The organism is Corynebacterium yonathiae (assembly GCF_027570195.1).
Lineage (GTDB): Bacteria > Actinomycetota > Actinomycetes > Mycobacteriales > Mycobacteriaceae > Corynebacterium > Corynebacterium yonathiae.
Genome location: NZ_JAKMUZ010000022.1, coordinates 11,957 through 36,008, shown reverse-complemented (window position 1 = coordinate 36,008; position 24,052 = coordinate 11,957). Strand labels below are relative to the sequence as shown.

The 24,052-nt window shown below is 56.6% G+C and carries 21 protein-coding genes; 16 read left to right on the top strand and 5 right to left on the bottom strand.

All coding sequences use genetic code 11. The features are described 5' to 3' along the window. The first annotated feature begins 69 nt into the window (after positions 1 to 69). The gene (locus L8V22_RS10505) at positions 70 to 1,068 is read left to right on the top strand and encodes a bile acid:sodium symporter family protein (protein ID WP_238800993.1); all 999 of its coding nucleotides are present in this window, start codon (positions 70 to 72) and stop codon (positions 1,066 to 1,068) included. Here L8V22_RS10505 and L8V22_RS10500 read toward each other — a convergent pair. Next, complete coding sequence (locus tag L8V22_RS10500) at positions 1,065 to 1,850, bottom strand: DUF4261 domain-containing protein (RefSeq protein WP_238800992.1); 786 nt, start codon at positions 1,848 to 1,850, stop codon at positions 1,065 to 1,067. The genes L8V22_RS10505 and L8V22_RS10500 overlap by 4 nt on opposite strands. A gap of 57 nt (positions 1,851 to 1,907) precedes the next feature. Here L8V22_RS10500 and gatB point away from each other — a divergent pair, with 57 nt between their 5' ends. The 4 genes from gatB (at position 1,908) to L8V22_RS10480 (ending at position 7,322) form a co-directional block, all read left to right on the top strand. Beyond that, positions 1,908 to 3,413: an Asp-tRNA(Asn)/Glu-tRNA(Gln) amidotransferase subunit GatB gene (gene gatB / locus L8V22_RS10495; RefSeq protein WP_238800991.1), complete on the top strand. Its 1,506-nt coding sequence runs from the start codon at positions 1,908 to 1,910 to the stop codon at positions 3,411 to 3,413. 140 nt (positions 3,414 to 3,553) lie between these two features. Next, positions 3,554 to 4,606: an NAD(P)-dependent alcohol dehydrogenase gene (locus L8V22_RS10490; protein ID WP_238800990.1), complete on the top strand. Its 1,053-nt coding sequence runs from the start codon at positions 3,554 to 3,556 to the stop codon at positions 4,604 to 4,606. Positions 4,607 to 4,806: 200 nt separating this feature from the next. After that, positions 4,807 to 6,234 carry a YkvI family membrane protein gene (locus tag L8V22_RS10485; RefSeq protein WP_238800989.1) on the top strand — a complete coding sequence of 476 codons (1,428 nt, stop codon included), beginning with the start codon at positions 4,807 to 4,809 and terminating at the stop codon, positions 6,232 to 6,234. A 17-nt stretch (positions 6,235 to 6,251) separates the two neighbouring features. Beyond that, on the top strand, positions 6,252 to 7,322 hold the full coding sequence (locus L8V22_RS10480) for an aldo/keto reductase (protein ID WP_238800988.1): 1,071 nt from the start codon (positions 6,252 to 6,254) through the stop codon (positions 7,320 to 7,322). A gap of 21 nt (positions 7,323 to 7,343) precedes the next feature. Here L8V22_RS10480 and L8V22_RS10475 read toward each other — a convergent pair whose 3' ends face one another. Further along, positions 7,344 to 8,036 carry a LysE/ArgO family amino acid transporter gene (locus tag L8V22_RS10475; RefSeq protein WP_238800987.1) on the bottom strand — a complete coding sequence of 231 codons (693 nt, stop codon included), beginning with the start codon at positions 8,034 to 8,036 and terminating at the stop codon, positions 7,344 to 7,346. Between the two features lie 70 nt (positions 8,037 to 8,106). Here L8V22_RS10475 and L8V22_RS10470 point away from each other — a divergent pair, with 70 nt between their 5' ends. The 4 genes from L8V22_RS10470 to L8V22_RS10455 all read left to right on the top strand — a co-directional run bounded on the left by L8V22_RS10470 (position 8,107) and on the right by L8V22_RS10455 (position 10,894). Continuing rightward, on the top strand, positions 8,107 to 8,979 hold the full coding sequence (locus L8V22_RS10470) for a LysR family transcriptional regulator ArgP (RefSeq protein ID WP_238800986.1): 873 nt from the start codon (positions 8,107 to 8,109) through the stop codon (positions 8,977 to 8,979). Between the two features lie 69 nt (positions 8,980 to 9,048). Beyond that, a complete protein-coding gene (locus L8V22_RS10465) occupies positions 9,049 to 9,996 on the top strand; it encodes a DoxX family protein (protein ID WP_238800985.1) in 948 nt (315 codons plus the stop codon). An 84-nt stretch (positions 9,997 to 10,080) separates the two neighbouring features. Next, entirely contained in the window at positions 10,081 to 10,587 is a 507-nt protein-coding gene (locus L8V22_RS10460) for a hypothetical protein (protein WP_238800984.1), read from the top strand. Continuing rightward, positions 10,580 to 10,894 (top strand): transcriptional regulator, encoded by a 315-nt coding sequence (locus tag L8V22_RS10455; protein WP_238800983.1) that lies wholly within the window; start codon positions 10,580 to 10,582, stop codon positions 10,892 to 10,894. The genes L8V22_RS10460 and L8V22_RS10455 overlap by 8 nt, the downstream gene beginning before the upstream one ends. On the opposite strand, the gene L8V22_RS10450 is transcribed toward L8V22_RS10455, so the two are convergent. The 3 genes from L8V22_RS10450 to L8V22_RS10440 form a co-directional block, all read right to left on the bottom strand. Further along, a complete protein-coding gene (locus L8V22_RS10450) occupies positions 10,869 to 12,140 on the bottom strand; it encodes a glycosyltransferase family 87 protein (RefSeq protein WP_238800982.1) in 1,272 nt (423 codons plus the stop codon). The genes L8V22_RS10455 and L8V22_RS10450 overlap by 26 nt on opposite strands. An 80-nt stretch (positions 12,141 to 12,220) precedes the next feature. Continuing rightward, positions 12,221 to 14,074, bottom strand: a complete 1,854-nt coding sequence (gene ilvD, locus L8V22_RS10445) for a dihydroxy-acid dehydratase (protein WP_238801085.1) — start codon at positions 14,072 to 14,074, stop codon at positions 12,221 to 12,223. 50 nt (positions 14,075 to 14,124) lie between these two features. After that, positions 14,125 to 14,667, bottom strand: a complete 543-nt coding sequence (locus L8V22_RS10440; protein ID WP_238800981.1) for a PH domain-containing protein — start codon at positions 14,665 to 14,667, stop codon at positions 14,125 to 14,127. Positions 14,668 to 14,973: 306 nt separating this feature from the next. Between L8V22_RS10440 and L8V22_RS10435 the strand changes: the two genes are divergently transcribed. The 7 genes from L8V22_RS10435 to L8V22_RS10405 all read left to right on the top strand — a co-directional run bounded on the left by L8V22_RS10435 (position 14,974) and on the right by L8V22_RS10405 (position 24,048). Beyond that, complete coding sequence (locus tag L8V22_RS10435; RefSeq protein WP_238800980.1) at positions 14,974 to 16,824, top strand: acetolactate synthase large subunit; 1,851 nt, start codon at positions 14,974 to 14,976, stop codon at positions 16,822 to 16,824. Positions 16,825 to 16,826: 2 nt separating this feature from the next. After that, positions 16,827 to 17,345 carry an acetolactate synthase small subunit gene (ilvN, locus tag L8V22_RS10430; protein WP_238800979.1) on the top strand — a complete coding sequence of 173 codons (519 nt, stop codon included), beginning with the start codon at positions 16,827 to 16,829 and terminating at the stop codon, positions 17,343 to 17,345. A 100-nt stretch (positions 17,346 to 17,445) separates the two neighbouring features. Further along, entirely contained in the window at positions 17,446 to 18,459 is a 1,014-nt protein-coding gene (gene ilvC / locus L8V22_RS10425) for a ketol-acid reductoisomerase (protein ID WP_238800978.1), read from the top strand. Positions 18,460 to 18,571: 112 nt separating this feature from the next. Beyond that, positions 18,572 to 20,362: a GmrSD restriction endonuclease domain-containing protein gene (locus tag L8V22_RS10420; protein ID WP_238800977.1), complete on the top strand. Its 1,791-nt coding sequence runs from the start codon at positions 18,572 to 18,574 to the stop codon at positions 20,360 to 20,362. Next, positions 20,352 to 21,257, top strand: coding sequence for a hypothetical protein (locus L8V22_RS10415; protein ID WP_238800976.1), 906 nt, complete (start codon positions 20,352 to 20,354; stop codon positions 21,255 to 21,257). The genes L8V22_RS10420 and L8V22_RS10415 overlap by 11 nt, the downstream gene beginning before the upstream one ends. Before the next feature lie 63 nt (positions 21,258 to 21,320). Further along, a complete protein-coding gene (gene serA / locus L8V22_RS10410; RefSeq protein WP_269966496.1) occupies positions 21,321 to 22,907 on the top strand; it encodes a phosphoglycerate dehydrogenase in 1,587 nt (528 codons plus the stop codon). A gap of 121 nt (positions 22,908 to 23,028) precedes the next feature. Further along, entirely contained in the window at positions 23,029 to 24,048 is a 1,020-nt protein-coding gene (locus L8V22_RS10405; RefSeq protein WP_238800974.1) for a 3-isopropylmalate dehydrogenase, read from the top strand. Positions 24,049 to 24,052: the final 4 nt, after the last annotated feature.

Genomic DNA, 24,052 nt, shown 5'->3' with positions numbered 1-24,052 from the left:
GATAGTGTCTCTACACCTTCCGAATATTAAGATAGCGCTCCCATTTTGTGGGAGCGTATTCTTTTGCCCATGAGTATCGATAGCATGACAGATAATCGGGTGGAAGCACCGGCTGGATCCTCCACAGTGCAAGACCGCCAAGCTCTTTTTGCAGCGCTTGGCTTTCCGGTGCTCGTGATTATCGGCGGCGTGATTGGATACTTTGCACCGAATACCGCGGCATCCTTTGGTCCGCAGGTCACCCCGCTGCTGGGGATCGTCATGTTTGGTATGGGACTCACCCTCAAGCCGGTGGACTTTGCCTTGGTAGCGCGCCGGCCGCTTCCCGTGCTTATTGGGGTGGTGGCGCAGTTTGTCATCATGCCGCTGGTGGCCCTAGCGGTCGTTGCCATCATGGATCTTCCAGATGCCGTCGCTGCCGGCGTCATCTTGGTGGGTTGCGCCCCCGGCGGGACGAGCTCCAATGTGGTGTCTTACCTGGCGCGCGGTGACGTGGCGCTATCGGTGACCATGACCTCGATTTCCACTCTATTGGCACCGGTGTTAACGCCGCTGCTGGCCCTGTGGCTGGCAGGGGAGTATATGCCGGTCTCGGCCGCCGCAATGGCCTGGTCCATTGTCAAGGTCGTGCTCATCCCTGTGGTCGCCGGCATCTTCATTGGCATGCTGGTTCCACGTGTAGTGGCAAAGATTAGCGCAGCATTGCCGTGGATCTCGGTTGCGGCTATTTCCGCCATCGTGTGCATTGTGGTTGGCGGTGCGCACGACACCATCGCTACCGCCGGCGTGCTGGTCTTTGTCGCCGTGGTTGTCCATAACGGGTGCGGCTATGGCCTGGGCTACCTTGCCGGACTGGTGACCAAGCAGCCGGTATCTGCTCGGCGCACCATGGCCGTCGAGGTGGGCATGCAAAACTCTGGCTTGGCTACCTCTCTGGCATCGACTTATATGAACCCACTGTCCGCCCTGCCGGGAGCGGTCTTTTCGGTGTGGCATAACCTCTCCGGTGCAGTGCTGGCCGCCATCTGCCGCTATGTGGATTCCCGTAGGCAGAAAAGAGCTAGCTAGAAACTAATCGTGACCGCTGGAAAAGACTCGTCTACAAACCAGGGTTCTTTCTGTGCGGTCAGGGGTGGTTGACCTTGTTCGAAGCTCAGGGTGTCGCCGTCTTTGACGGTGGCGCCTTGGAGAACGTGGTCGGCGATATTGGCCAGCTTGTAATAGAGATCGGTGGGGTCCATGGATTCGGTGGCCGCCTGGATTTCGGGGTGTCCAGCTTGGACCAGCCCCACGGTATAGCCCAAGATCTTGTTTCCCTTTTGGGTGAGCCATACTGGCGCGATGTGCATCGGCGCAAGGTTGTCCCGCACGGCCTCCAAAAAAGTATTTGGTGCAATGGATACGTTGCCGCGAGGATTGTGGACTATCAAGCAGCCAGGATGCTCGGCAACTACAGCGGTGGCCTTGGAAAGCAGCTCTAGGTGCTCGCGGCGTGCCTCGCGGGATTGCTGTGCGCGAGTGTGCTCGGCATCCCGGGGAAGCACGGAGACGAGAATTTGAGCGGTAGCGGAATCGAGGCCGCGGGCGTCCGCGCTCAAAATAGGGTGGAGACCATAGCTATCGCGGGTGGGAGGAGTATCGATGGCTTGGTAGTGAAGTAAAAAGGATTCATCCAGCTCTGCCATGAGACTACCCGGATTCTTGCCCGGAGTGATCTCTCCCAGGTTTTCGCCAAAAGTCGAGTTCAAGCGCTCCTTTACCTCTTCTGGAGTGGGGGCAGTGCGAAAGACTGCGATGTTGATCAAAGGGGCATCGATAAGCGCGGCATCAACGCTATGTGGTGTAGTCATAATATTCAGCTTAGGGGTGTGAGCGCGCGGGCGCATCGACGTATTAAGATGGCACGCATGACTGCTGCGATGTATGACCTGATGGACTTTGATGAGGTCCTAGAGAAGTTTGAACCGGTAATGGGCATGGAAGTCCACGTAGAGCTGGATACGGAAACTAAGATGTTTTCTACCTCTCCTACGAACTTCAACGCAGCGCCTAACTCCAATGTTGACCCGGTCTCTCTAGGCCTGCCCGGTGCGTTGCCGGTAGTAAACGCCAAGGGCGTGGAGGGCGCCATCAAGATTGGCTTGGCGCTTAATTGCTCCATTGCGGAGTCTTCTCGCTTTGCCCGCAAGAATTACTTCTACCCGGATCAGCCGAAGAACTACCAGATTTCCCAGTATGACGAGCCGATCGCCTATGACGGCTACCTGGACGTCGTGTTGGAGGATGGCACCGAGTGGCGCGTGGAAATTGAGCGCGCACACATGGAGGAAGATACCGGCAAGCTGACCCACCTGGGCGGTGCCGATGGCCGCATTCACGGTGCTACGGCATCCCTGGTGGATTGCAACCGCGCAGGCATTCCCCTCATTGAGATCGTGACCAAGCCGATCATCGGCGCCGGTGAGCGTGCACCAGAGGTGGCTAAAGCCTACGTTTCCGCCCTGCGAGAGCTGGTTGCAGCCCTGGGCGTTTCTGATGCCCGCATGGATCAAGGCTCGATGCGTGTGGACTCCAACCTGTCCCTGCGCCCGGTAGGTCAAGAGGAATTCGGTACCCGTACCGAAACCAAGAACATCAACTCCCTGCGTTCCGTGGAACAGGCGGTGCGCTTCGAGATGCAGCGTCAAGCCCAGGTACTAGAAGATGGCGGCACCATTGATCAGGAAACCCGTCACTACCAGGAGACCGACGGCACTACCTCCAAGGGACGTCCGAAGGAAACCGCAGAGGATTACCGCTACTTCAATGATCCGGACCTTCCGCCGGTCATCGCTCCGCGCGAGTGGGTAGAAGAACTGCGCCAGACCCTTCCGGAGCTGCCATGGGTACGCCGTGCCCGCATCCAGGAAGAGTGGGGCATCAAGGATGAGGAGATGCGCGACCTAGTTAACGCCGGTGCCCTCGATCTCATCGTGGATACCGTCGAGGCTGGCGCGAAACCGGACGAAGCACGTTCCTGGTGGGTTTCCTACCTAGCTGGCAAGGCCAATGAGCAGGAAACGGACCTGGCTGGTTTGTCCATTACCCCGCAGCATGTGGCCCGTGTAATCGCCCTTGTCAACGACGGCAAGCTGACCACCAAGCTTGCACGCAAGGCTGTTGATGGCGTGTTAGCGGGTGAGGGTGACGTCGACGAGGTCGTCGAAAAGCGCGGCCTGGAGGTCGTGCGCGATGATGGTGCCATCGAGAAGGCCGTGGATGATGCGCTAGCCGCCAACCCGGATATCGTGGAGAAGTATCGCGCCGGCAATAAGAAGGTAACCGGCGCCATTGTGGGCGCTGTCATGAAGGCCACCCAAGGCAAGGCCGATCCTGGGCAGGTCAATAAACTCATCGCAGAAAAGTTGAACTAAGCACCACATTAAGCCAGCCGCGCTTGCACTTTCCTCGAAGAGGAGGCGTGGCTGGCTTTTTCATGCCTTCCTTCCTCCGTCAAAATTGGTGATTATTTTCGTTATGCGAGGTCAGTAGGGTTACGCGTAGGGTCGTGAGCATGTCAATTAAAAGCAAAGTATTGCAAAAGGAAAGCCCTGAAGCACCCTTTAAGGTCGTAGAAATTGAACGCCGCGATCCGCGCGAGGATGACGTGGTCATTGATATTAAAGCAGCAGGCATTTGCCACTCCGATATTCATACCATTCGCAACGAGTGGGGCCAGGCCCATTTTCCGTTGACTGTAGGCCACGAGATCGCCGGTGTAGTGGAGGCCGTGGGAGATAAGGTCACCAAATTTAAGGTGGGGGACCGCGTTGGTGTGGGCTGCCTGGTGAACTCTTGTGGCGAGTGCGAACAATGCCGCAACGGCCAAGAGCAGAACTGCCTTAATGGCAATGTTGGCACCTATAACTCCGAAGACGTAGACGGCACCATTACCCAAGGTGGCTACGCGCAGAAGGTAGTCGTCAACGAAGGCTTCGTATGCACCATCCCAGAGGATATTGATTTTGACGAAGCGGCCCCGCTGCTATGCGCCGGAATCACCACCTATTCGCCTTTGGCCCGCTGGCAGATCAAGGAGGGGGACAAGGTTGCTGTAGTGGGCTTGGGCGGTTTGGGGCACATGGGCGTCCAGATCGCGGCGGCTAAGGGCGCGGAAGTAACTGTGATTTCGCGCTCCCTGCGCAAGGAAAAGGAAGCGTACGAACTCGGGGCGAAGCACATTCTCGCCACCGGTGAGGACGAGGATTTCTTTGCCAACCACCGCGGCGAATTCGATGTCATCTTGTCCACCATTTCTGCCCAGTATTCACTCAATGATTATCTGCAGCTGCTTAAACCGCGCGGCATTATGTCTGTGGTCGGCCTTCCACCAGAGGAACTGGGAATCCACATGAGCAGCCTCGTCGGCGGCGGTAAGGTACTGACGGGAAATAATATCGGCGGTATTGCAGAGACCCAGGAAATGCTGGATTTCTGCGCCGAGCACGGCATCGGTGCCGTCATTGAGAAGATCGGCGTCCACGATGTCGATGCGGCCTATGAACGTGTGGTGGCCGGCGATGTAAAGTTCCGTTTTGTGATCGATACCTCGACCTTCGAAAACTAGGGCGTTAGTTAACTTCGCTATATCCCCAAATGTGATTTAGCACAACAACGGTATGCGTCAGTAGGTGTTTGGCGCGTCACTTACGTACCATTCCTTAAGGAACGCATATTGGCGTTGTGCGGCCCACGTGCTGGGGAGTGGGGGACAAGGGCCGCGCGCACCAGTATGCGAGAGATATTCGCTACAAAAGTTAGGCAACTGTGTCTTCTAAAAACATTATCGCCATTGCAATGTCCTTCGTGGGCTTGCTGGTCGGCGCAGGCTTTGCCACGGGACAAGAGGTGGTGCAGTACTTCACTGCCTTTGGCACCTGGGGCATTCCTGGCATCATTATCGCCGCACTCGTCATGACCCTCGCGGGTACAGTGTTCTTGCAGTTGGGAAGCTATTTCCACGCCTCGGAACACAATACTGTTTTCCGCAATGTCACCCACCCGATCGTCTCCAAATTGCTGGATGTGGCGGTCATCATCACCCTCTTTGCCATTGGTTTTGTGATGCTGGCCGGTGCCGGCTCTAACATGGAGCAGCAGTTTGGCTGGAAGACGTGGATCGGTTCCACTCTCATGTTGGTCTTGGTCTTGCTCGTCGGCATGCTCGACGTGGATAAGGTATCCAAGGTTATCGGCACGGTAACACCGACCATCATCATTGCGGTCATTGGCGTAGCTATCTACACCGGCCTTAACATGCCGGACGATATCGGTGCTGCCATGGACGCCTCCAGCCAGATCGATACCCCTATTGGGAACTGGCTGATTTCCGCACTGAACTACAACGGCCTTGCCCTCATGCTTGCCGTGTCCATGTCCTTGGTTATCGGCGGCGACAATATTAGCCCGCGCGAAGCCGGCTGGGGCGGCGTCGTAGGCGGTATCATCTACTCCATCATGATGGGGCTTGCCGGTTTTTCCTTGTTGATGAATTCGGACGAGGCGCAAGGCTCCGATATCCCGATGCTGTCTTTGGTCGATAGTATTAACCCGACTCTGGGCGCCATCATGGCGGTCATCATTTACTTGATGATCTTCAATACCGCCATCGGCATGTTCTACGCGCTGGGCAAGCGCTTGTCTGCCGGCCATGAGAAGCGTTTCCCGGTAATCTTCGTCATTGGCTGCTTGGCTGGTTTCGCGGTGTCCTTCGCAGGCTTTAAGACCTTGATGAACTACATCTACCCAATCATTGGCTACATGGGCATCTTGATGGTTGCCATCTTGGTCTTCGCATGGTTCCGCAGCCAGTCTCAGATCCAGGATGAGGCTGTGCGCCGTGAGCGCGTACGCGCCCTCATGCACCTGAAGCTGCACCCAGACAAGGAATATGACGCCGAGCGCTATGACGATGAAATTGGCCAGCACATCGAGGACTCCAATATGGACAACGAGGCCCTGTACGATGAGCTGGTGGAGGAAGTCACCGATGAGCTCGACGGCGACGATGACGTGGACTTTGACAAGAAAAAGTACGAAGAAAAGCGCCACGATTACTCCTACTACACCGAGCGTGATGCGGTAGAAACCGATCGCACCCCGGAAGAAATTGAAAAGTGGGTCGAAGAAACCGGTGCATCCGGCGACCCTGAGGAAGATGAGGACCTGCCGCAGGCTGACAAGCCGAAGAATTAAGCGGACAATGGGGTGCTATGAGTATCTATGCCCCCGCAACTGACCGTTATGATTCAATGGAGTACCGACGAGTAGGAAACTCTGGGCTGAAGCTGCCGGCCATTTCCCTTGGCCTGTGGCAGAACTTCGGCGATGACCGTCCCCTGGCCACGCAGCGCGAGATTCTGCGCGCAGCATATGACCGGGGGATTACTCATTTCGATTTGGCCAATAACTATGGTCCCGAGCCAGGCGCCGCCGAAGACAACTTCGGCCGCATCTTCGCTCGTGATTTCCGCCCCTTCCGCGATGAAATGATCATCTCTTCCAAGGCCGGTTGGGTGATGAATGACTCCCCATACGGCTTTGGTGGCTCCCGCAAGTACCTGGTGAGTTCACTGGATGCGTCGCTCAAGCGCATGGGCTTGGATTACGTGGATATCTTCTATCACCACCGCCCGGATCCAGACACCCCGCTGGAGGAGACCCTTTATGCGTTGCGCGATATCGTGGCTTCGGGCAAGGCCCTCTATGTGGGCATTTCCTCCTATGGGCCGGAGCTTACCGCGGAGGCCGTGGAATTTATGGAAGAGGAAGGCTGCCCGCTGCTGATTCATCAGCCAAGCTATTCCATTCTCAACCGTTGGATTGAACGTCCTGGCGAAGACGGCGAGTCGCTGCTTGACGTCACCGGGCGTAGCGGACTGGGCGTCATCGGTTTCGGGCCGCTGGCACAGGGCATGCTCACGGATCGTTATATTGATGGCATTCCCGCCGATTCCCGCGCGGCGAAGAATAAGACCTTGGAGAAGGACTGGCTCAATGAGGAGAACCTGTCGATGATTCGCGCCCTAAACGATATTGCGCGCAAGCGTGGACAGTCTCTAGCTCAGATGGCTATTTCGTGGGTACTGCGCGACCAAGGCGATCGCACGCTAACCTCGGCGCTTTTGGGCGCTTCTTCGGTGGAGCAGCTCGAGCATAACCTAGGGGCACTGGACAACCTCGACTTCAGTGCGGAGGAGCTGGGTGCGATTGACGACGTCGCCCACGACGCCGGAATCAACCGGTGGGCCGGTGCGACCGCGTCGCGCGTTCGCGGCAATTAGGCGGCCCTTTGAACCCGGCCCCTAGAGCAGGAGCAACTTGAGCGTTAGGCCAATCATGATGACGCCGATACCGAAGTTGATCCAGCGCCATACCGTGGGTCGGGACAGCACATGGGAAAATCGTGCGGCGCCAAAGCCGATAAACGGGAACCAAGTGAAGCTGGCGCAGATAGCACCCACGGCGAAAAGCCAGCGCCCTGATTCGCCGTATTGGTTGGCAATGCTGCCGAGCATTACCACCACGTCCACGTAGGCGCCTGGGTTGAGCCATGTTAAGGCCAGGGCGGTCAGAAGCGGCTTAACCCAGGAGGGGGAGCGCTTTATCTCCAGGCGAGTTTTAGTCTTTGTCGTGCTGCGGGACGTGGACCCATCGAAGGTGGCGACTTCCTGTGGGGCTTTCGGCTGGGTGGATTCGACCTCAATGGCCTCGCCTTTGGTCTTAAACGCATCGCGGAAGCAGGTGAAGGTGAAATAAGCCAGATAGGCCGCGCCGACGTATTTGAGGACTTGCAGGGCGGAGGGGAATTTTTCTACCAGGTAGCCCACGCCGGCTGTGCCGGAGGTAATCAGGATGACGTCGGAAAGCGCGCAGACGGCAATGATTAAACCGATGTGATCACGGCGGATGCCGAATTTAAGCAGCATGGCATTTTGCGGGCCGACGGCCACGATGAGCGATAATCCCAGAAAGAAACCAGCAAGCACGATGGACATGCCTTCCAGTGTGAATTCTTAGGCTGGATTAGTCCAGTTAATGCTTCTTCAGTTGGTTTAGAATAGCTTCATGAACCCGGTGCACCTAGAAACCTTGCTTGCGATCGTGGACGAAGGCAGCTTTGACGTTGCCGCGGCCGTGCTCGGTATATCGCCGTCTGCGGTGAGCCAGCGTATCAAGGCCTTGGAGTCGAGCACCGGACGAGTACTCCTTCGCCGTGCCACCCCGGTAACCGCCACGGAAGCGGGCGAGATCCTTGTCCAGTCCGCCCGCCGCATGGCGTTAGTGCAGGCAGAAACGGATGCCCGCCTAGGCCATCGCCTAGCTCGGGTCCCGCTGTCTGTGGCCGTGAACTCGGATTCCCTCGCGACATGGTTTACAAAGGTCCTGAGTGATACCGCGCGGCGGGGCGACGTAGCTTTGCGCATCCGGATTGAGGATGAAGCACGCACCTTAGCCATGTTGCGGCGTGGCGATGTGCTGGGTGCAGTAACGAGGGAAGCTACGCCGGTCTCGGGTTGCGAGTCTAGCTTTTTGGGCACCATGCGCTATTACCCAGTGGCGGCGCCGCATATTGCAGAGAGCTTCCATAGCGGTAGGCTGACCTGGGAAACCATGCCCTTGGTGGGATATGGTCCCAACGATCAGGTATTGGATGATGCCATGCGCGAGCGCTTCATTGATTCGGCCGTGGTGCGTGCCCGGGTGTCGCAGATTCCCTCTTCCGAGGGCTACCTCGAGGCGGTTCGCGTCGGCCTAGGGTGGGGATTGCTGCCCCAGGCCCAGGCACTGCCGCTTTTAGAGGCGAAGGAGCTGGTGCTTCTCGATGACTCCCCGCTCGATATCGACCTATATTGGCAGCGTTGGCGTTTGGAATCGGAGGTTTTGGGTGAGCTCACGCGTTCGGTGATTGAGGCCGCAAGCGGCTTGGAAGCACTCTAGCCAGTTTGCTGCAACGGCGCGCCGTGGCGGGTACCACAAAAGCGCAGGCCCGTGCCTTAAATTGGAGCTATGAGCGAAAAACAGCCGGATAAAGCCACACCGTTAGATGAAGACATGGGCGTGCCTACCTACAACGCCAAGCCCGCGAGCAAAGATTCCGTTTCCAGTGAGAAGAATTCGAAGCCGGGCCTTTTCGAGCGCGCCGGCCGCGCCGAGCCCCAGGAAATCAAGCCTTCCCGGGCGCAGCAGGACCACCCTGAAACTGAGGTAATGTCCTACTCCAGTGCGAATGAGGCTGCGCGTCAGCAAAGTGGTGCCAGCGAGGAGACCGTAGCATTTGCCCAACCGGAGTCCGGCACGCCGGCTAGCGTCGAGCAAGAGTCGGCGCTGGCTACTGCCGACGCCCCCGTGGAAAGCACCCTCAGCACTGAAACTGCAGAGGAGCGCGAGGCTCGCCTGCAGGCGGAGCAGGAAGAAAAAGAAGGCTACCACCGCTATGGGCGCCGCGGCACTATCGACTTTGGTCTGCTATTCATTCGCATCGGACTGAGCGCCTACCTAATCATTGCCGGTGCAAAAATCTTCTTCGAGCTCGGAGATAGCCAGGGCTTGTCCGGTCTAGAGGGTGATTTTACCAACTATGCTTGGGATACCGCGCTGTCGATTGCGGTTCCGACCATGCAGCTTATCGCTGGTGTATTCCTGTTGCTGGGACTCATTACGCCTCTAGCTGCCATGCTGGGCTTGGTAGTGACCGGCTTTAGCGCTGTCCACGAGCTAGCGCAGACCGATGCCGGTTTGGACGTCTTTAGCTGGCCAGATTCCGTCTGGCTTTCTTTGGTTCTCTTCGTTGTCGCCGTGGGACTGCAGTTTACTGGCCCGGGCTTTATTTCCCTAGACTTCAAGCGCTCCTGGGCGCGCCGCCCACTGGGCACTTCCTGGGTCTTTGTGCTAATCGGCATCGCCATCCTCGCTGCACTCTGGTTCTTCGGCGCAGGGGTTAATCCGCTGAATTAGGCGCTAATAGATTGTCCGTCGCAATAGCGGCGGATTTTCTTTTACTCCTTGCTTTCCAGGAGGGAAAGTATGATACTTTCTATAGTGGAAAACAAGGGAGGGGCGAAGGCGAAAGGGACGGCAGCTATGGGCGACAGCGTGCACGAGGCACTGGCCTTTAATGAGGAAGTCAACAGAAAGTCCAAAAGGACCACGAAAACAGCCCTTCATGCACTCTTGGTAACTGTGATAGCCGGTGCTTACTTTGTGATGACCCAATGGTCGGAGGTCATTCCTGCCTGGGTCTTTTTAGCCTTTATGGTGGCCATGCTCGGACTGCTGATGTGGGTTGGAATGTATCAGGGAAATGTCCGCCCCAGCTATCGTCAGGACCCGTTTAAGGCGCCAAAACCGGATAAGAAATTTTTCGGCGGCCAGCTTTTATGTTTGTCCCCGATATTCTTTCGTCCTTTCCTCGAAGGACACATGGTCGCGGCAGCGGTGGTCTTTATTCTGTGGGGAATAGCGGCTTTCTGGCTTTTGGAAGCCGGAGTTATGGACCCAGCTACGCATCCGTCGGAGGAAAGGGCACGGGCGAACGGTGATGAGTGAGCTCGATCCGATAATTCACCCGCTCAACCGGTTTAAGATTTGCGCGGTACTCAACGCGGCTGGGGCCGTGGAAGGAACCATAAACAAGGAGATGCGCTTTGCAGCGATCCGGGACAAGGTGGGGCAATCTGATGCCACTTTGTCCAAGCAACTAAGCGCCCTGGAAAAAGAGGGTTATATCAGCCGATTTCGCGAGTACGGATCCTCGCGCGGCAAGGACACGGTGTGGGTGATGCTCACGGCTAAAGGCAAGGCCGCATTCGACTCGCACCTTTCGGCGCTTAAGGCGCTAGCGGGGCAGGAGTAGCGGTGTGCGCGGTTCGGTTGCGACGGGCGACGTATAGCGCGGCTGTATAAAGCGCGACGGACAGTATGGTTAGCCAGACGAAGTCATCTACCCAAAACTTTTGGTAGCGCTCCATGGCGTGGACATCGACTTGATCGCCCCACCACCACTTGGGCGGGACGGTCAGCAGCATGCCTGCCCAGGCAACGAGAACGGTAAGAAGGCTGCCCGCGGCCCATCCAGTAGAAAGCCAGCTCCAGGCGCGGTAAAGGAAGACTGGGATGATGAGCGTGAGCCAGACCCAGTGGTGTGACCAGGAAACGGGGGAGATGAGCAGGAGGGTGAGGGCGGTGACCATTTGGGCGTCGACAAGCAGGTGCTCCTCGCACAGTCGCTTAATAAGCCACGCCGCGAATGCAATGACCACGAGGGAGGCGGTGATCCACGCAATGTTGATGGCCAACCCATTGGCGTCCATGGCCTCGGAAGAAGAATACATGCGCTGGATGGTGCCCTTGATAGAGCTATTGGACTGGTAATCAGTGCCTACGCCGAAGTCGCCGCCAGAGCCCATATCGAGCAATTTGGAACTGAAGAACTCCATGAACGCGTGCCAGCGGAAGGCTGCGGCAAGGAGGGTGGCCGCAACAGCGGAAAGGAGCGCTGTGGCAATCTGCTTCCACTCCTTGCGCACGAGGAAATAAAGCAACATAGCCAGCGGGGTAATTTTGATCGCGGCGGCCAAGCCAATCAAGACGCCTTGCGGCAGGAAGCGTTTGCGCGGAACCAGGTCGAGTACAACGAGCGTCATGACCACGATATTGATTTGAGCAAAGCCATTATTGAGGTCTACTGGCTCGAAGCGCAATACAATCGCCCAAGTAATAGCGGTAACGGGCAGGAGGAACTCCGAGGTCTTCAGTATCGCCTTAAAGACGAAGTAGAGGCATACGAGCACGAGAACATCCGAGAGGATGACCACGATGTCGCCTGCCATATCGTGGTCAATGCCATCGAAGGCCGTCAGCGGGACCATGGCCAGCGCGCCGAAGGGTGGATAAATAAATGGAAGCTCGATATCGCCGGCCAGCATGGGTTCGCTGTAGACAGAGCGGTGTTCAAGGAAGGCCTTGACGCCCTCGCGGTAGACCACCATGTCGATGGGGAAGTCTGTGATGCGGGTGTCTTGAACGATCTTCCTAGCGCCAAGAATGAGCCCCAATAAGGTCAGGGCATAACGGAATAATGGGGTACGCGCGAATCTCATCGCAGTACACTTTATGTGATCTGCAGGTAAACGGGCGCGCACCCCACCGAGGCTCATAGGGATTTAGTAGTTGTTCCTGGCTAATTCACATGTCCGTCGACTACGCGCACCGCGCCGCGGTCGGCAGAGGTGGCCATGGCGGCATATGCGCGCAGCGCCTTAGTGATGGGGCGGTTGCGGTTTAGCGGAGTCCAGGGGCGCTCGCGCTGTTCTTGGGCGGCGCGGCGGCGCTCCAGCACGTCTTCGGCTACGTCCAAGGTGAGCTCGCGTTCGTGGATATTGATTGTGATGGTGTCGCCGTTTTCGATGAGGCCGATCATTCCCTGGTGGGCCGCCTCGGGGGAGATGTGGCCAATGGAAAGCCCAGAGGTGCCGCCGGAGAAGCGGCCGTCGGTAATCAAGGCACATGCCTTCCCCAAACCGGCGCCCTTGAGGAAGGAGGTCGGGTGGAGCATCTCTTGCATGCCAGGGCCACCTGCCGGGCCTTCATAGCGGATGACCACGACATCGCCCGGCTGAACCTCCTTATTGAGGATGATAGATACCGCTTCTTCTTGGGATTCCACGACCCGTGCAGGGCCGGAGAAGGTCCACAGCTCCTCTTCGACGCCCGCGGCCTTGACGATGGCCCCGTCGGGGGCCAAGTTGCCGCGCAGGACAACGAGGCCGCCGTCGGAAGAAAAGGCATGCTCGGCGTCGTGGATGCAGCCATTGGCGGCATCGGTATCGAGTTCGTCCCAGCGGTTGGATTGGGAGAATGGCTCAGTGGTGCGCACCCCGCCCGGCGCGGCGTAGTACAGTTCGCGGGCCTCCTCGGTGGCGTGGGGGTTGCGGATATCCCAGTCATCTAGCCACTGCTCGGCATTGTCATACAGCGCTGTATGTACCTTGAGATTGAGGTGTCCGGCGCGGCGAAGTTCGCCCAAAATCGCGGGGATGCCGCCGGCGCGGTGGACGTCTTCAATGTGGTAGGTGCCGTTGGGCGCTACCTTGGACAAACACGGGACGCGGTAGGAGATGTCATTGATGTCATCTAGGGTGAAGTCTACCTCGCCTTCCTGGGCGGCCGCCAGCGTGTGCAGGATGGTATTGGTGGAGCCGCCCATGGCCATATCTAGGGCCATGGCGTTAGTGAAGGCTTCCTTAGTGGCGATATTGCGCGGCAGGACGGATTCGTCTTCTTCGCCGTAATAGCGGCGGCACATATCGACGACAGTGGAGCCGGCCTTTTCAAATAGGCTGCGGCGGGCCGTGTGAGTAGCCAAGGTAGTGCCGTTGCCGGGCAAGGCTAGGCCGAGTGCTTCGGTCAGGCAGTTCATGGAATTGGCAGTAAACATGCCGGAGCAGGAGCCGCAGGTAGGGCAGGCGGATTCCTCGACTTGGGTTAATCCTTCATCAGATACCGCGTCGTTGGCCGAGGCGGTGATGGCGGTGATGAGATCGGTGGGTGCGTGGGCTACCCCATCTACTACAACGGCCTTTCCGGCTTCCATCGGTCCACCCGAGACGAAGATGGTGGGGATATTTAACCGCAGGGCAGCATTGAGCATGCCCGGGGTGATCTTATCGCAGTTGGAGATGCATACCAGGGCGTCGGCAGTATGGGCATTGGCCATGTACTCGATGGAATCGGAAATGATTTCGCGCGAGGGCAGCGAGTACAGCATGCCGCTGTGGCCCATAGCGATGCCATCGTCGACAGCGATGGTATTAAATTCCTTGGGCACGCCACCGGCTTCGCGTACGGCATCGGCGACGATATCGCCGACGTTTTTCAGGTGCACATGGCCGGGGACGAATTGGGTATAGGAGTTGGCGATGGCGACGATCGGTTTGCCAAAGTCATTTTCCTTGGTGCCGGTAGCCCGCCAGAGGGCGCGGGCGCCAGAGGCTTGGCGGCCGACGGTAGTTACTTTTGAACGCAGCGGGAACATGGTTAAAGTCACCATTCCTTAAAGGGACGTGGGGGAGTCTAGGCAGGTATTTAGTTGTCGGCCGAAGGCTTGAGCTCGGGGTGGCGCTCAAGGTAGTCCTCGTACTCTTCTTTGCTGAGGAGGATCTGTTGGCCGTCGCGGTGGACGATAACCACCTTTTCATCTGCCGCTTTACGGCCCTGGGTAAGGGCATCAGGGATGCGGCCGCGGGAGGCTTCCGAAAGTCGCGGGAGCGAGTTAAAGGTAATGCCGGGCAGGCTGTGCTCCGCGCCGCTTCTCGTACGAGCAAAGGCGCGGGCGCGTTGGAACCCGATACCGGCAAAATCGTCCCACGGGATCTGCACCTTTTTCCGGAAGGCATAGGAGATACTGATCCCGGATTCGGAGACCTTGGTGCGGGATTTTATGACCCACCACAATCCGAGGATGGGGATAATGAACAACCATGCGAGGTATTTGGGGGCCCAACCAATGCTTAAAAGCGCAATAGCGGACAGGATGAGGATGCCCAAGATGTGGTCGCGGGATGGCTTGAAAACCTCTGCCTGGGTGGTGGACTGATGAGGTTTGTTGTCCTTAGGTGGTGGAGTCATAGTGTGCAAGCCTAATTCACAGAGGTAGGCGAGGGCTAACCTATTTTCACATGTATCCCACTATATGAGAATAGGATCCCAAAAGGGGGTAATCGGCACGGCTGTAATACCTATCGGTGTATAGTCATGTCCATGATCATTATTCGACTTCAGGTAGTACCAGCGCGGTGGTGACCGCGGCGCCTATGACGTCGACGCTTTTCGCCCCCGCAGACACACCAGCCCGCGGGGGCTTTGTTCATATCTAAAGGCGTTAACGATGATGATCAGGACCAGTATCAGAGCAATCCAAGGAGCACATTAACCGTGGTTACGACAACTTCGCCCACGCCCGCTTCGGTGGCTGCAGCCTCACGCGCCCACGCTCCGGAGCGGATGAGTGGTGCCCACGCCATTGTCCGCACTCTTGAAGACTTGGGAACCGATCTAGTCTTCGGCATTCCAGGCGGCGCTGTGCTTCCTCTCTACGATGCCTTGCATGCCTCGACCAAGTTGCGGCATGTGCTCACCCGCCATGAGCAGGGGGCTGGCCACGCTGCAGAGGGTTACGCCCAAGCCTCAGGCAAGGTAGGCGTGTGCATTGCCACCTCTGGGCCGGGGGCTACTAACTTGGTGACAGCGCTTGCCGACGCCAACCTGGACTCCGTCCCCATCGTTGCCATCACCGGCCAGGTGGGAAGCAATCTTTTGGGAACCGATGCCTTCCAAGAGGCAGATATCCGCGGCGTGACAATGCCGATTACCAAGCACAACTACATCGTGACGGAGCCTAGCCAAATTCCTGCTGCTATTGCTGCAGCATTCCATTTGGCTTCCACAGGCCGCCCAGGTCCGGTCTTAGTGGATATCCCGAAAGACGTTCAGAATGGCCACTTGGACTATTCTTTTCCAACTACGTTCGATTTGCCGGGATATAAGCCAACGACCAAGCCACATCACCGCCAAATCGCGCAAGCGGTCGAGCTCATCGCGCAAGCGGAAAAACCGGTCATTTACGCCGGTGGCGGCGTAATCAAGGCGGGTGCGGCAAAGGAGCTGCGGGAGTTTGCGGAATTTACCGGAATTCCAGTCGTCACCACGCTTATGGCGTTGGGGTCTTTCCCGGATTCTCATCCGCTACATATGGGGATGCCGGGAATGCACGGCACCGTTCCGGCGGTAGCGGCAATGCAACGATCGGACCTGCTTATTGCTATCGGCGCACGTTTCGACGATCGAGTCACTGGGGACACCTCCACCTTTGCCCCTGGGGCCCGGGTGGTTCACGCGGATATCGACCCTGCTGAAATTGGAAAAATCCGCGAAGTGGACGTGCCTATCGTGGGTGACGCACAAAAGGTATTAGCGGGGCTCCTTAAGGAATATCGCAAGAACTCCGCCCTGAATCTTCCGCAGACAGGCCCATGGCGGGACTATCTTGACGGTCTCAAGGAGCGGTTTCCCCGCGGTTATGATCCCACTCCGGATGGGCAGTTAAATCCGCAATTTGTCTTAGAAAAGCTCAGTGAAACCGTAGGTCCTGAGGCGATCTACTGCGCCGGAGTAGGGCAGCACCAGATGTGGTCGGCACAGTTTATTGATTTTGAACGGCCACGTTCCTGGATTAACTCTGGCGGGGCCGGAACCATGGGCTATGCAGTACCGGCGGCCCTCGGCGCCAAAGCAGCATGTCCGGATAAAGAGGTTTGGGCAATTGACGGTGATGGCTGCTTCCAGATGACCAACCAGGAGCTAACCACCGCAGCTTTGGAGGGCTTCCCATTCAAGGTTGCCGTTATTAATAACGGCAACTTGGGAATGGTCCGGCAGTGGCAAACCCTGTTCTTCAATGAGAACTACTCCCATACCAAGCTACGAGAGCGCGATGCGTATACCCCGGACTTTGTCCGCTTGGCAGAAGCGCTGGGGTGCGAGGCTATCCGGGTTACCTGTGAAGAAGAAGTGGTGCCGGCGATTGAACGGGCCCGCGCAATCAACGACCGCCCTGTGGTTATTGACTTCATCGTTGGAGAAGATGCCCAGGTATGGCCAATGATTGGAGGTGGCGCGTCCAACGAAGAGATTCAATATGCCCGCGGCTTGCGCCCCCTATTTGATGAAAATGAATCGGCCGCAGAAAGTCCCGCCGATATTGATGAGACTATCCAGGAGGTATAGGCATGGCACCCACTGACGTTTCCCGGCATACCCTGTCGGTCCTGGTAGAAGACGTAGAGGGAATCCTATCGCGGGTGACCGGAATGTTTTCGCGGCGTGGCTACAGCATCATTTCACTGGTTTCCGCCCAAACGGAAAATCCGGGCATTAACCGGCTGACCATCGTGGTTGATGCATCCGAGACGATTATGGAACAGGTAACTAAGCAGCTCAATAAAATCGTTCCGGTCATCAAGGTAGTCGAGCTCGAGGCCGATGCAACCGTGGCGCGGGCTCTGATGATGGTCAAGGTGGCTGCAAATAATACTAACCGGCCACAGGTTGTCGATGCAGTAAATATTTTCCGCGCTCGCGTGGTAGATGTGGCACAAGAATCCGTGGTGGTGGAGGCGACTGGTACCCCGGGAAAGCTGGCCGCGCTGCTCGATGTCTTAGAGCCATTCGGTGTGCTCGAGCTGGTGCAGTCGGGAGATGTCGCCTTAGGTCGTGGCCCCAAAGCGATGGCGCCACCTCGAAATTAATATCTCACTATGTGAGCATTGAATCTCACCTACTGGTATAGTATTCGGTGGGACGTTGATTCATTGAAATTTCAATCACTACAGAATTGAGGAATGCGAAATGGCAATTGAGACCTTTTATGACGATGATGCAGACCTGTCTATCATTCAAGGCCGCAAAGTAGCGGTTATCGGATACGGTTCCCAAGGTCATGCGCACTCGCAAAACTTGCGCGAGTCCGGCGTTGAAGTTGTTGTCGGCCTACGCGAGGGATCCAAATCGGCGGAAAAGGCTGAGGAAGCAGGCTTCGAGGTGAAGACCGTTGCAGAGGCCGCCAAGTGGGCAGACGTTATCATGCTGCTGGCGCCAGATACCTCTCAGAAGCAGATCTTTGAAGACGAAATCGCGCCCAACCTGGAAGATGGCAATGCGCTGTTGTTTGGTCACGGCTTGAATATTCACTTCAAGTTGATCGAGCCGCAGGCCAATGTCACCGTCGGTATGGTTGCTCCGAAGGGGCCTGGCCACTTGGTTCGCCGCCAGTTTGTTGATGGCAAGGGAGTTCCGTGCCTCATCGCTACTGAGCAGGATCCTAAGGGTGAAGGCCACGATCTGACTTTGTCCTATGCCGCAGCCATCGGTGGTGCGCGTGCCGGCGTTATCCCGACTACCTTTGAGGCAGAGACGGTTACTGACCTCTTCGGTGAGCAGGCTGTCTTGTGTGGTGGCGTAGAGTTCCTGATTCGTACCGGCTTTGAGGTTCTCACTGAGGCTGGCTACGAGCCAGAAATGGCCTACTTTGAGGTTCTGCATGAGATGAAGCTCATTGTGGATCTGATGTTTGAGGGCGGCATTGCCAATATGAATTACTCGGTTTCTGATACCGCTGAGTTTGGCGGCTACATTTCCGGACCCCGCGTTATCAATGCCGATACGAAGCAGCGTATGAAAGATATCCTGTCCGATATTCAGGACGGTACCTTTACCAAGCGCTTGCTGGCCAATATTGAGGGCGGCAACAAGGAGCTAGAGGATCTGCGCGAGGAATTTGCACAGCACGAAATTGAAAAGACCGGCACGAAGCTGCGCGATTTGATGAGCTGGGTTAAGAACCCACTGGATGCTACGGCTTAATTCATAAGGCGGCGTCTATAGGAGATGACCCACGGTGAACCAGCGCGTTTACCGTGGGTTTGGCTATATCTGGAGCAGGTGAAAACCCAGTGTGGCGAGTAGGATAGGGGCCATGGGTTTTACGACGCCAAGTTATGATCTCAAAGACCTCTTTGCTCGGATTGATCGCGGGGACATCCAGCTTCCTGACTTCCAGCGCAGCTATGCCTGGGATGAAGACCGCATCCGTTCTCTCATTGTTTCTGTGTTGCGTGGCTATCCCATTGGCGCGCTTATGGCTCTTGATACTCGTAACGAAAAGATGCGCTTTCGTCCTCGCCCCCTTGTCGGTGCGCCTGACACTGGTGTCGATCCCGGCCTGCTCCTGTTGGACGGGCAACAGCGCCTAACCACCTTGTATCATTGCTTCAACGGCGAAGGCTTTGTAGACACTACTGACTTCCGGAAGAAGAAAATTCACCGCCGTTTCTTTATTGATATTCGAGCTGCCGTTCGGGGCGAGCTTATGCCGGATGACGCCATCTTTGCAGTTGATCAGAATGGCAAAATTCGATCGCACTTTGCACCGGCAATTGAAGGGGACATCCTCTCGCGGGAAGATGCCCTAGAGAATATGTGCATTCCTGTAGCTTCACTATTGAGTGAAGATGGCGTTGGCATGCTCTTTGAGCTTGCCGCAGCCAAAGAAGAACATAGCGCGGAACTGGCAGCGTTTAATAACCGCATCGTCCGGCCTTTGTCCGGTTATGACCTGCCGATGATTCGTTTGTCCCGCGAGACGGAGCGGGCTGGAATTGGCTCGATTTTCGCCCAGGCAAACTCAGCAGGTCTGCAGATGGACGTCTTCGATCTTCTCACTGCAGTTTTTGCCTCTGAAGATCCGAGCTTTCACTTGGCCGCTGATTGGCAAGAAGTGGAAAAGGATCTACGCAAATCCCCGGCTCTGGACGGAATTGGGCGTACCGAGTTCCTTTCCGCGGTATCGCTTTTAGTCTCCGGAGAAAAAGGTAGCGCTGGTGGGCAGCGCGAGGACATCCTGAAACTATCCCTAGCGGAGTATAAGGCGGCGGCCAATGATCTACGCATTACTTTCCGTGAGGTATCCGAGTTTCTAGCGGAACGATGCATCCTTAGCACGGACCAGGTTCCATTCAATGAGCAGATTGTTCCCCTAGCCGTCATTATTGCGCGCTTGGCTAAGCGTGGGGGAGCGTTGTCCACCCAGCAATCGTGGGACCGCATAAACCAATGGTTCTGGTGTGGCGTCTTCGGCGAGCTTTATGGCTCGTCTGCAGTGCAGCTGCGCGCTGCTCGCGATGTGGACGAGGTCACCGAGTGGGTAGCCGGTGCAACGGACGAGGTCCCGAAGACCGTCACCGATGCCTCCTTCCGCGAGTCCCGCTTGCTCTCTGTAGATGATAAGGACGGCGTTTGGCATGGACTCTATGCCCTCCTCATGGCGCGCGGCGCGAAGGATTGGCGTACAGGAAAGGCTTTCAATCGCCATACATTCGAAGAGCTCAAACCAGGATTTTTCCCCGTATTCCCGCTTAACTGGTGTAAGCGCCACGGAGTAGATCCCGTTTTGGCGGAGTCAGTGATGAACTACACCCCGATGGGCAAGCGAACCGAGGTAGTGCTCGACGGTTTCGCGCCAAATCGCTACCTGCCGCGCGTTCAGTCCAAGTCAATCATGGAAGACGCTCAATTTGATGCGGTGCTAGCATCCCACGAGATGAACTTGGACTATCTGCGCGCATCACAACCGCGCGAGTTTTTCGCGGATCGCCGTCATCGTTTTCTAGACATAGTGGAATATGCTTTAGGCAAACCCGTTATCCGCGATGTGGATGAAGCAAACCTTTTTGGTGGAGAGGAAGGCCCGCAAGCTTTTGATCGCTAATTCTGTGCGCCTGACTGCCGCAGTGCTCGTCGCCTCGCTCGCATTATCGGCCTGTGGCACACCAGTTACTGAGACCAAACTGGTCAGGCGTGGTCTGTCCGATTTGGATGAGTCTGAAATTGACCTCAATAAGGCTAAGGCGGAAAACCAAAACCGTCTGATTGATCCGAAATTTGATGGCAGGTTTGTCATTGTCAATGACTCCATAGGCATTGAGGCTAGCCGCCTGTTTTTCGAAGATTCAGATTCCCTTGTTCTCTTTGCTGGGGATGATAAGTCAATTTTGCGCGCAGCGACCTTGGCGGTAAACCAGCATCTGCCGGCGGTGCAGTATGACGATGCTCGGCGCTTGGAAATCCATAAGCTTCTCACGGATCTTGGAGTAAGTCGCCTAGTGATTGTCGGTGATGTGCCGTGGACAGAAACATCTGGGGATTTCACCGTCATTAAGGATCCAGGAACCCACAAGGCCTTGGGGGAGTTTACGGCGTTTCAATACGGTTCCAAAGTGGTAGCTTCCCCAGAACAGATGGTCAAGGATATTGCGCGTTTGGATAAGACTCCCCAGGTGGAGTTGCGGCCCGCATGGGTGCCGTATGAAGGCGAGGCGCACACAGATGAGAAAAAGAAGAAGCCCATCCCGGCGCAGTCCCGCAGAGACGGCCAGATGGCACCGAATATCGTCGCGACAAAAGACAGTCCCATCGCGAACGTGATTACGGCGGCAGCCTACGGCGGCAAGGTGTTGGTGATGCCGACTGCTGATCCTTTGGAGGATAAGCACAGCATGGCCGCTGTTGCCGGCCTTGCAGATGGTGCCTTAGTAGCCCTAGGACCGGAATTCGGTCGAATGAAAGAATTTAAGGCAAAAATCAAGCAGGGCACTCCTTCCTGAACTACACTTCCTTGACACGCGGGAATTCCGCGTGCACCGCATCACACTTAAGCGAAGGAAGATATGTCGAAGCCGGTAGTCCTTATTGCCGATAAATTAGCTCAATCCACAGTTACGGCCTTGGGGGATTCAGTTGAGGTTCGTTGGGTCGACGGTCCAAATCGTGCGGAGCTGCTCGCCGCAGTGCCGGATGCAGAAGCTTTGCTGGTGCGTTCTGCAACCACTGTTGATGCAGAGGTTTTAGAAGCAGCTCCAAAGCTAAAAATTGTGGGCCGTGCAGGAGTGGGCCTAGATAACGTTGATATTCCGGCGGCAACGGAAAAGGGCGTCATGGTGGTAAATGCACCTACGTCTAATATTCACTCGGCGTGCGAACAGGCCATTGCATTGCTCTTGGCGACGGCGCGCCAGGTACCAGCAGCCGACCAGTCGCTGCGCGAGGGGGAATGGAAGCGTTCTTCTTTCAAGGGCGTGGAGGTGTATGGAAAGACCATCGGCATTGTTGGTTTTGGACACATTGGGCAGCTCTTCGCACAGCGTCTGAAGTCTTTTGAAACCACCATTATTGCCCACGACCCCTATGCCAACCCGGCTCGTGCGGCGGCACTGGGCGTGGAACTGGTCGAACTGGAAGAGCTAATGTCTCGCTCCGATTTTGTGACCATTCACCTTCCGAAGACCCCAGAGACTGCCGGAATGTTTGATAAGGAGCTTTTGGCTAAGGCGAAGAAGGGGCAGATTCTCATTAACGCGGCTCGCGGCGGTTTGGTGGATGAGGAGGCCTTGGCTGAGTCTATCGAACAGGGCCATCACCGGGGTGCGGGCTTCGATGTCTACGCTACGGAGCCATGCACTGATTCTCCGCTATTTAAGCTGCCGCAGGTCACCGTTTCTCCACACTTGGGAGCCTCCACTGTAGAGGCCCAGGACCGTGCAGGGACCGATGTGGCGGCGTCGGTGCTCAAAGCTCTCGCCGGTGAGTTTGTCCCAGATGCGGTAAACGTCTCCGGTGGTGCTGTAGGAGAAGAAGTTGCTGGCTGGCTGGATCTCGCACGCAAGCTAGGACTGACGGCTGGACGTCTGCTGGGGCAGGCACCCGTTGCCGTTGAAGTAGAAGCTTGCGGTGAGCTGTCTACCGAGGATGTAGAAGTGTTAGGTCTTTCTGCTGTCCGGGGTCTGTTTAGCGGCGTGACTTCGGAACCGGTGACATTTGTCAATGCTATGCAGATTGCGCAGAGCCGTGGGGTAGAGGTGGAGGTATCTACCAACGCGGAATCCAAGGGGCACCGCTCCTCCCTGCAGGTGAAAGTTATTGGTGCCGATGGAGAAACGTTCTCGCTTACCGGTGCGCTTATCGGCATCGATGGAACCGAAAAGTTTATCCGCATCAACGGTCGTGGCGTCGATATGCGTGCTACTGGCCGCAATCTCTTCTTCCGCTATGCGGATGCTCCAGGTGCGCTGGGAACCGTGGGCACCAAGCTGGGAGCTGCTGGAATCAATATTGTGGCGGCGGCGCTTACGTATGGCAAGCAGGAATCTGATGCTGTCCTTATTCTGCGCGTGGAAACCGAGGTGCCAGAGTCTCTTATTGCTGAGGTCAATGCGGCATTAGGCGCGCAGTGCGAGCAGTTAGATATGGACGCATAGGGCTGTTTGATCAGAATTCGTGTAGGGCATCCCGCGCAGTGTGAGGTAACTTCCTGCGCTGCGCGGGTCCTCTTTGGTAGGGTTGGTAAAAATCCACCTTGTGAGAAAGGAATCCTACATAATGAAACTTGCGGTAATTGGTGGGGATGGTATTGGGCCCGAGGTGACGGCTGAAGCGCTCAAGGTGCTGCATGCAGTTCGCTCCGATATTGACACCACCGAGTATGACCTTGGTGCGCGCCGCTACCTACGCAACGGGGAGCTTCTCACGGATGCGGATTTAGCTAGCCTGCGCGAACATGATGCGATCTTGTTAGGGGCAATTGGTGTCCCAGGTGAAGTGCCCCCGGGCGTATTGGAGCGAGGGCTGTTGCTCAAGATGCGATTTGCACTGGATCACTACGTAAACCTGCGTCCTTCCAAGCTGTATCCCACTGCATCTTCGCCGTTGGCCGATCCTGGCGACATTGATTTTGTGGTGGTGCGCGAGGGCACCGAGGGGCTGTACTGCGGAAACGGTGGTACCTTGCGCGAGGGTACTGATCATGAGGTGGCCAGTGAGGTGTCTCAAAACACCCGTTTCGGTGTGGAGCGCGTAGTGCGCGATGCCTTTGCGCGGGCTGAGCAGCGCCGCAAGCACCTGACCTTGGTGCACAAAACCAATGTATTGGTCAATGCGGGTGGGCTGTGGCAACGCACTGTCGACGAGGTTGCCGCCGAGTTTCCAGAGGTTCAGGTGGACTACCAACATATCGATGCCGCGACCATTTATATGGTTACGGATCCAGCACGATATGACGTAATTGTTACCGATAACCTTTTTGGAGATATCCTCACCGATCTTGCCGGTGCCGTAGTGGGCGGCATTGGCCTTGCTGCCTCCGGAAACATTGATGCTTCAGGAGCGAATCCCTCGATGTTCGAGCCGGTACATGGATCTGCGCCGGATATCGCTGGGCAGGGGATTGCGGATCCGACGGCTGCTATTTTGTCGGCGGCCATGCTCCTTCGTCATGTAGGAGATGAAGCCAATGCGCAAAGGATAGAGGATGCGGTGGCGCAAGACGTTGCGCAGCGTGGCGATGGGCCGGTGAAGACCACTGAGATCGGTGACCGAATCTCGCGCGCCCTAGCTACATAGGAGC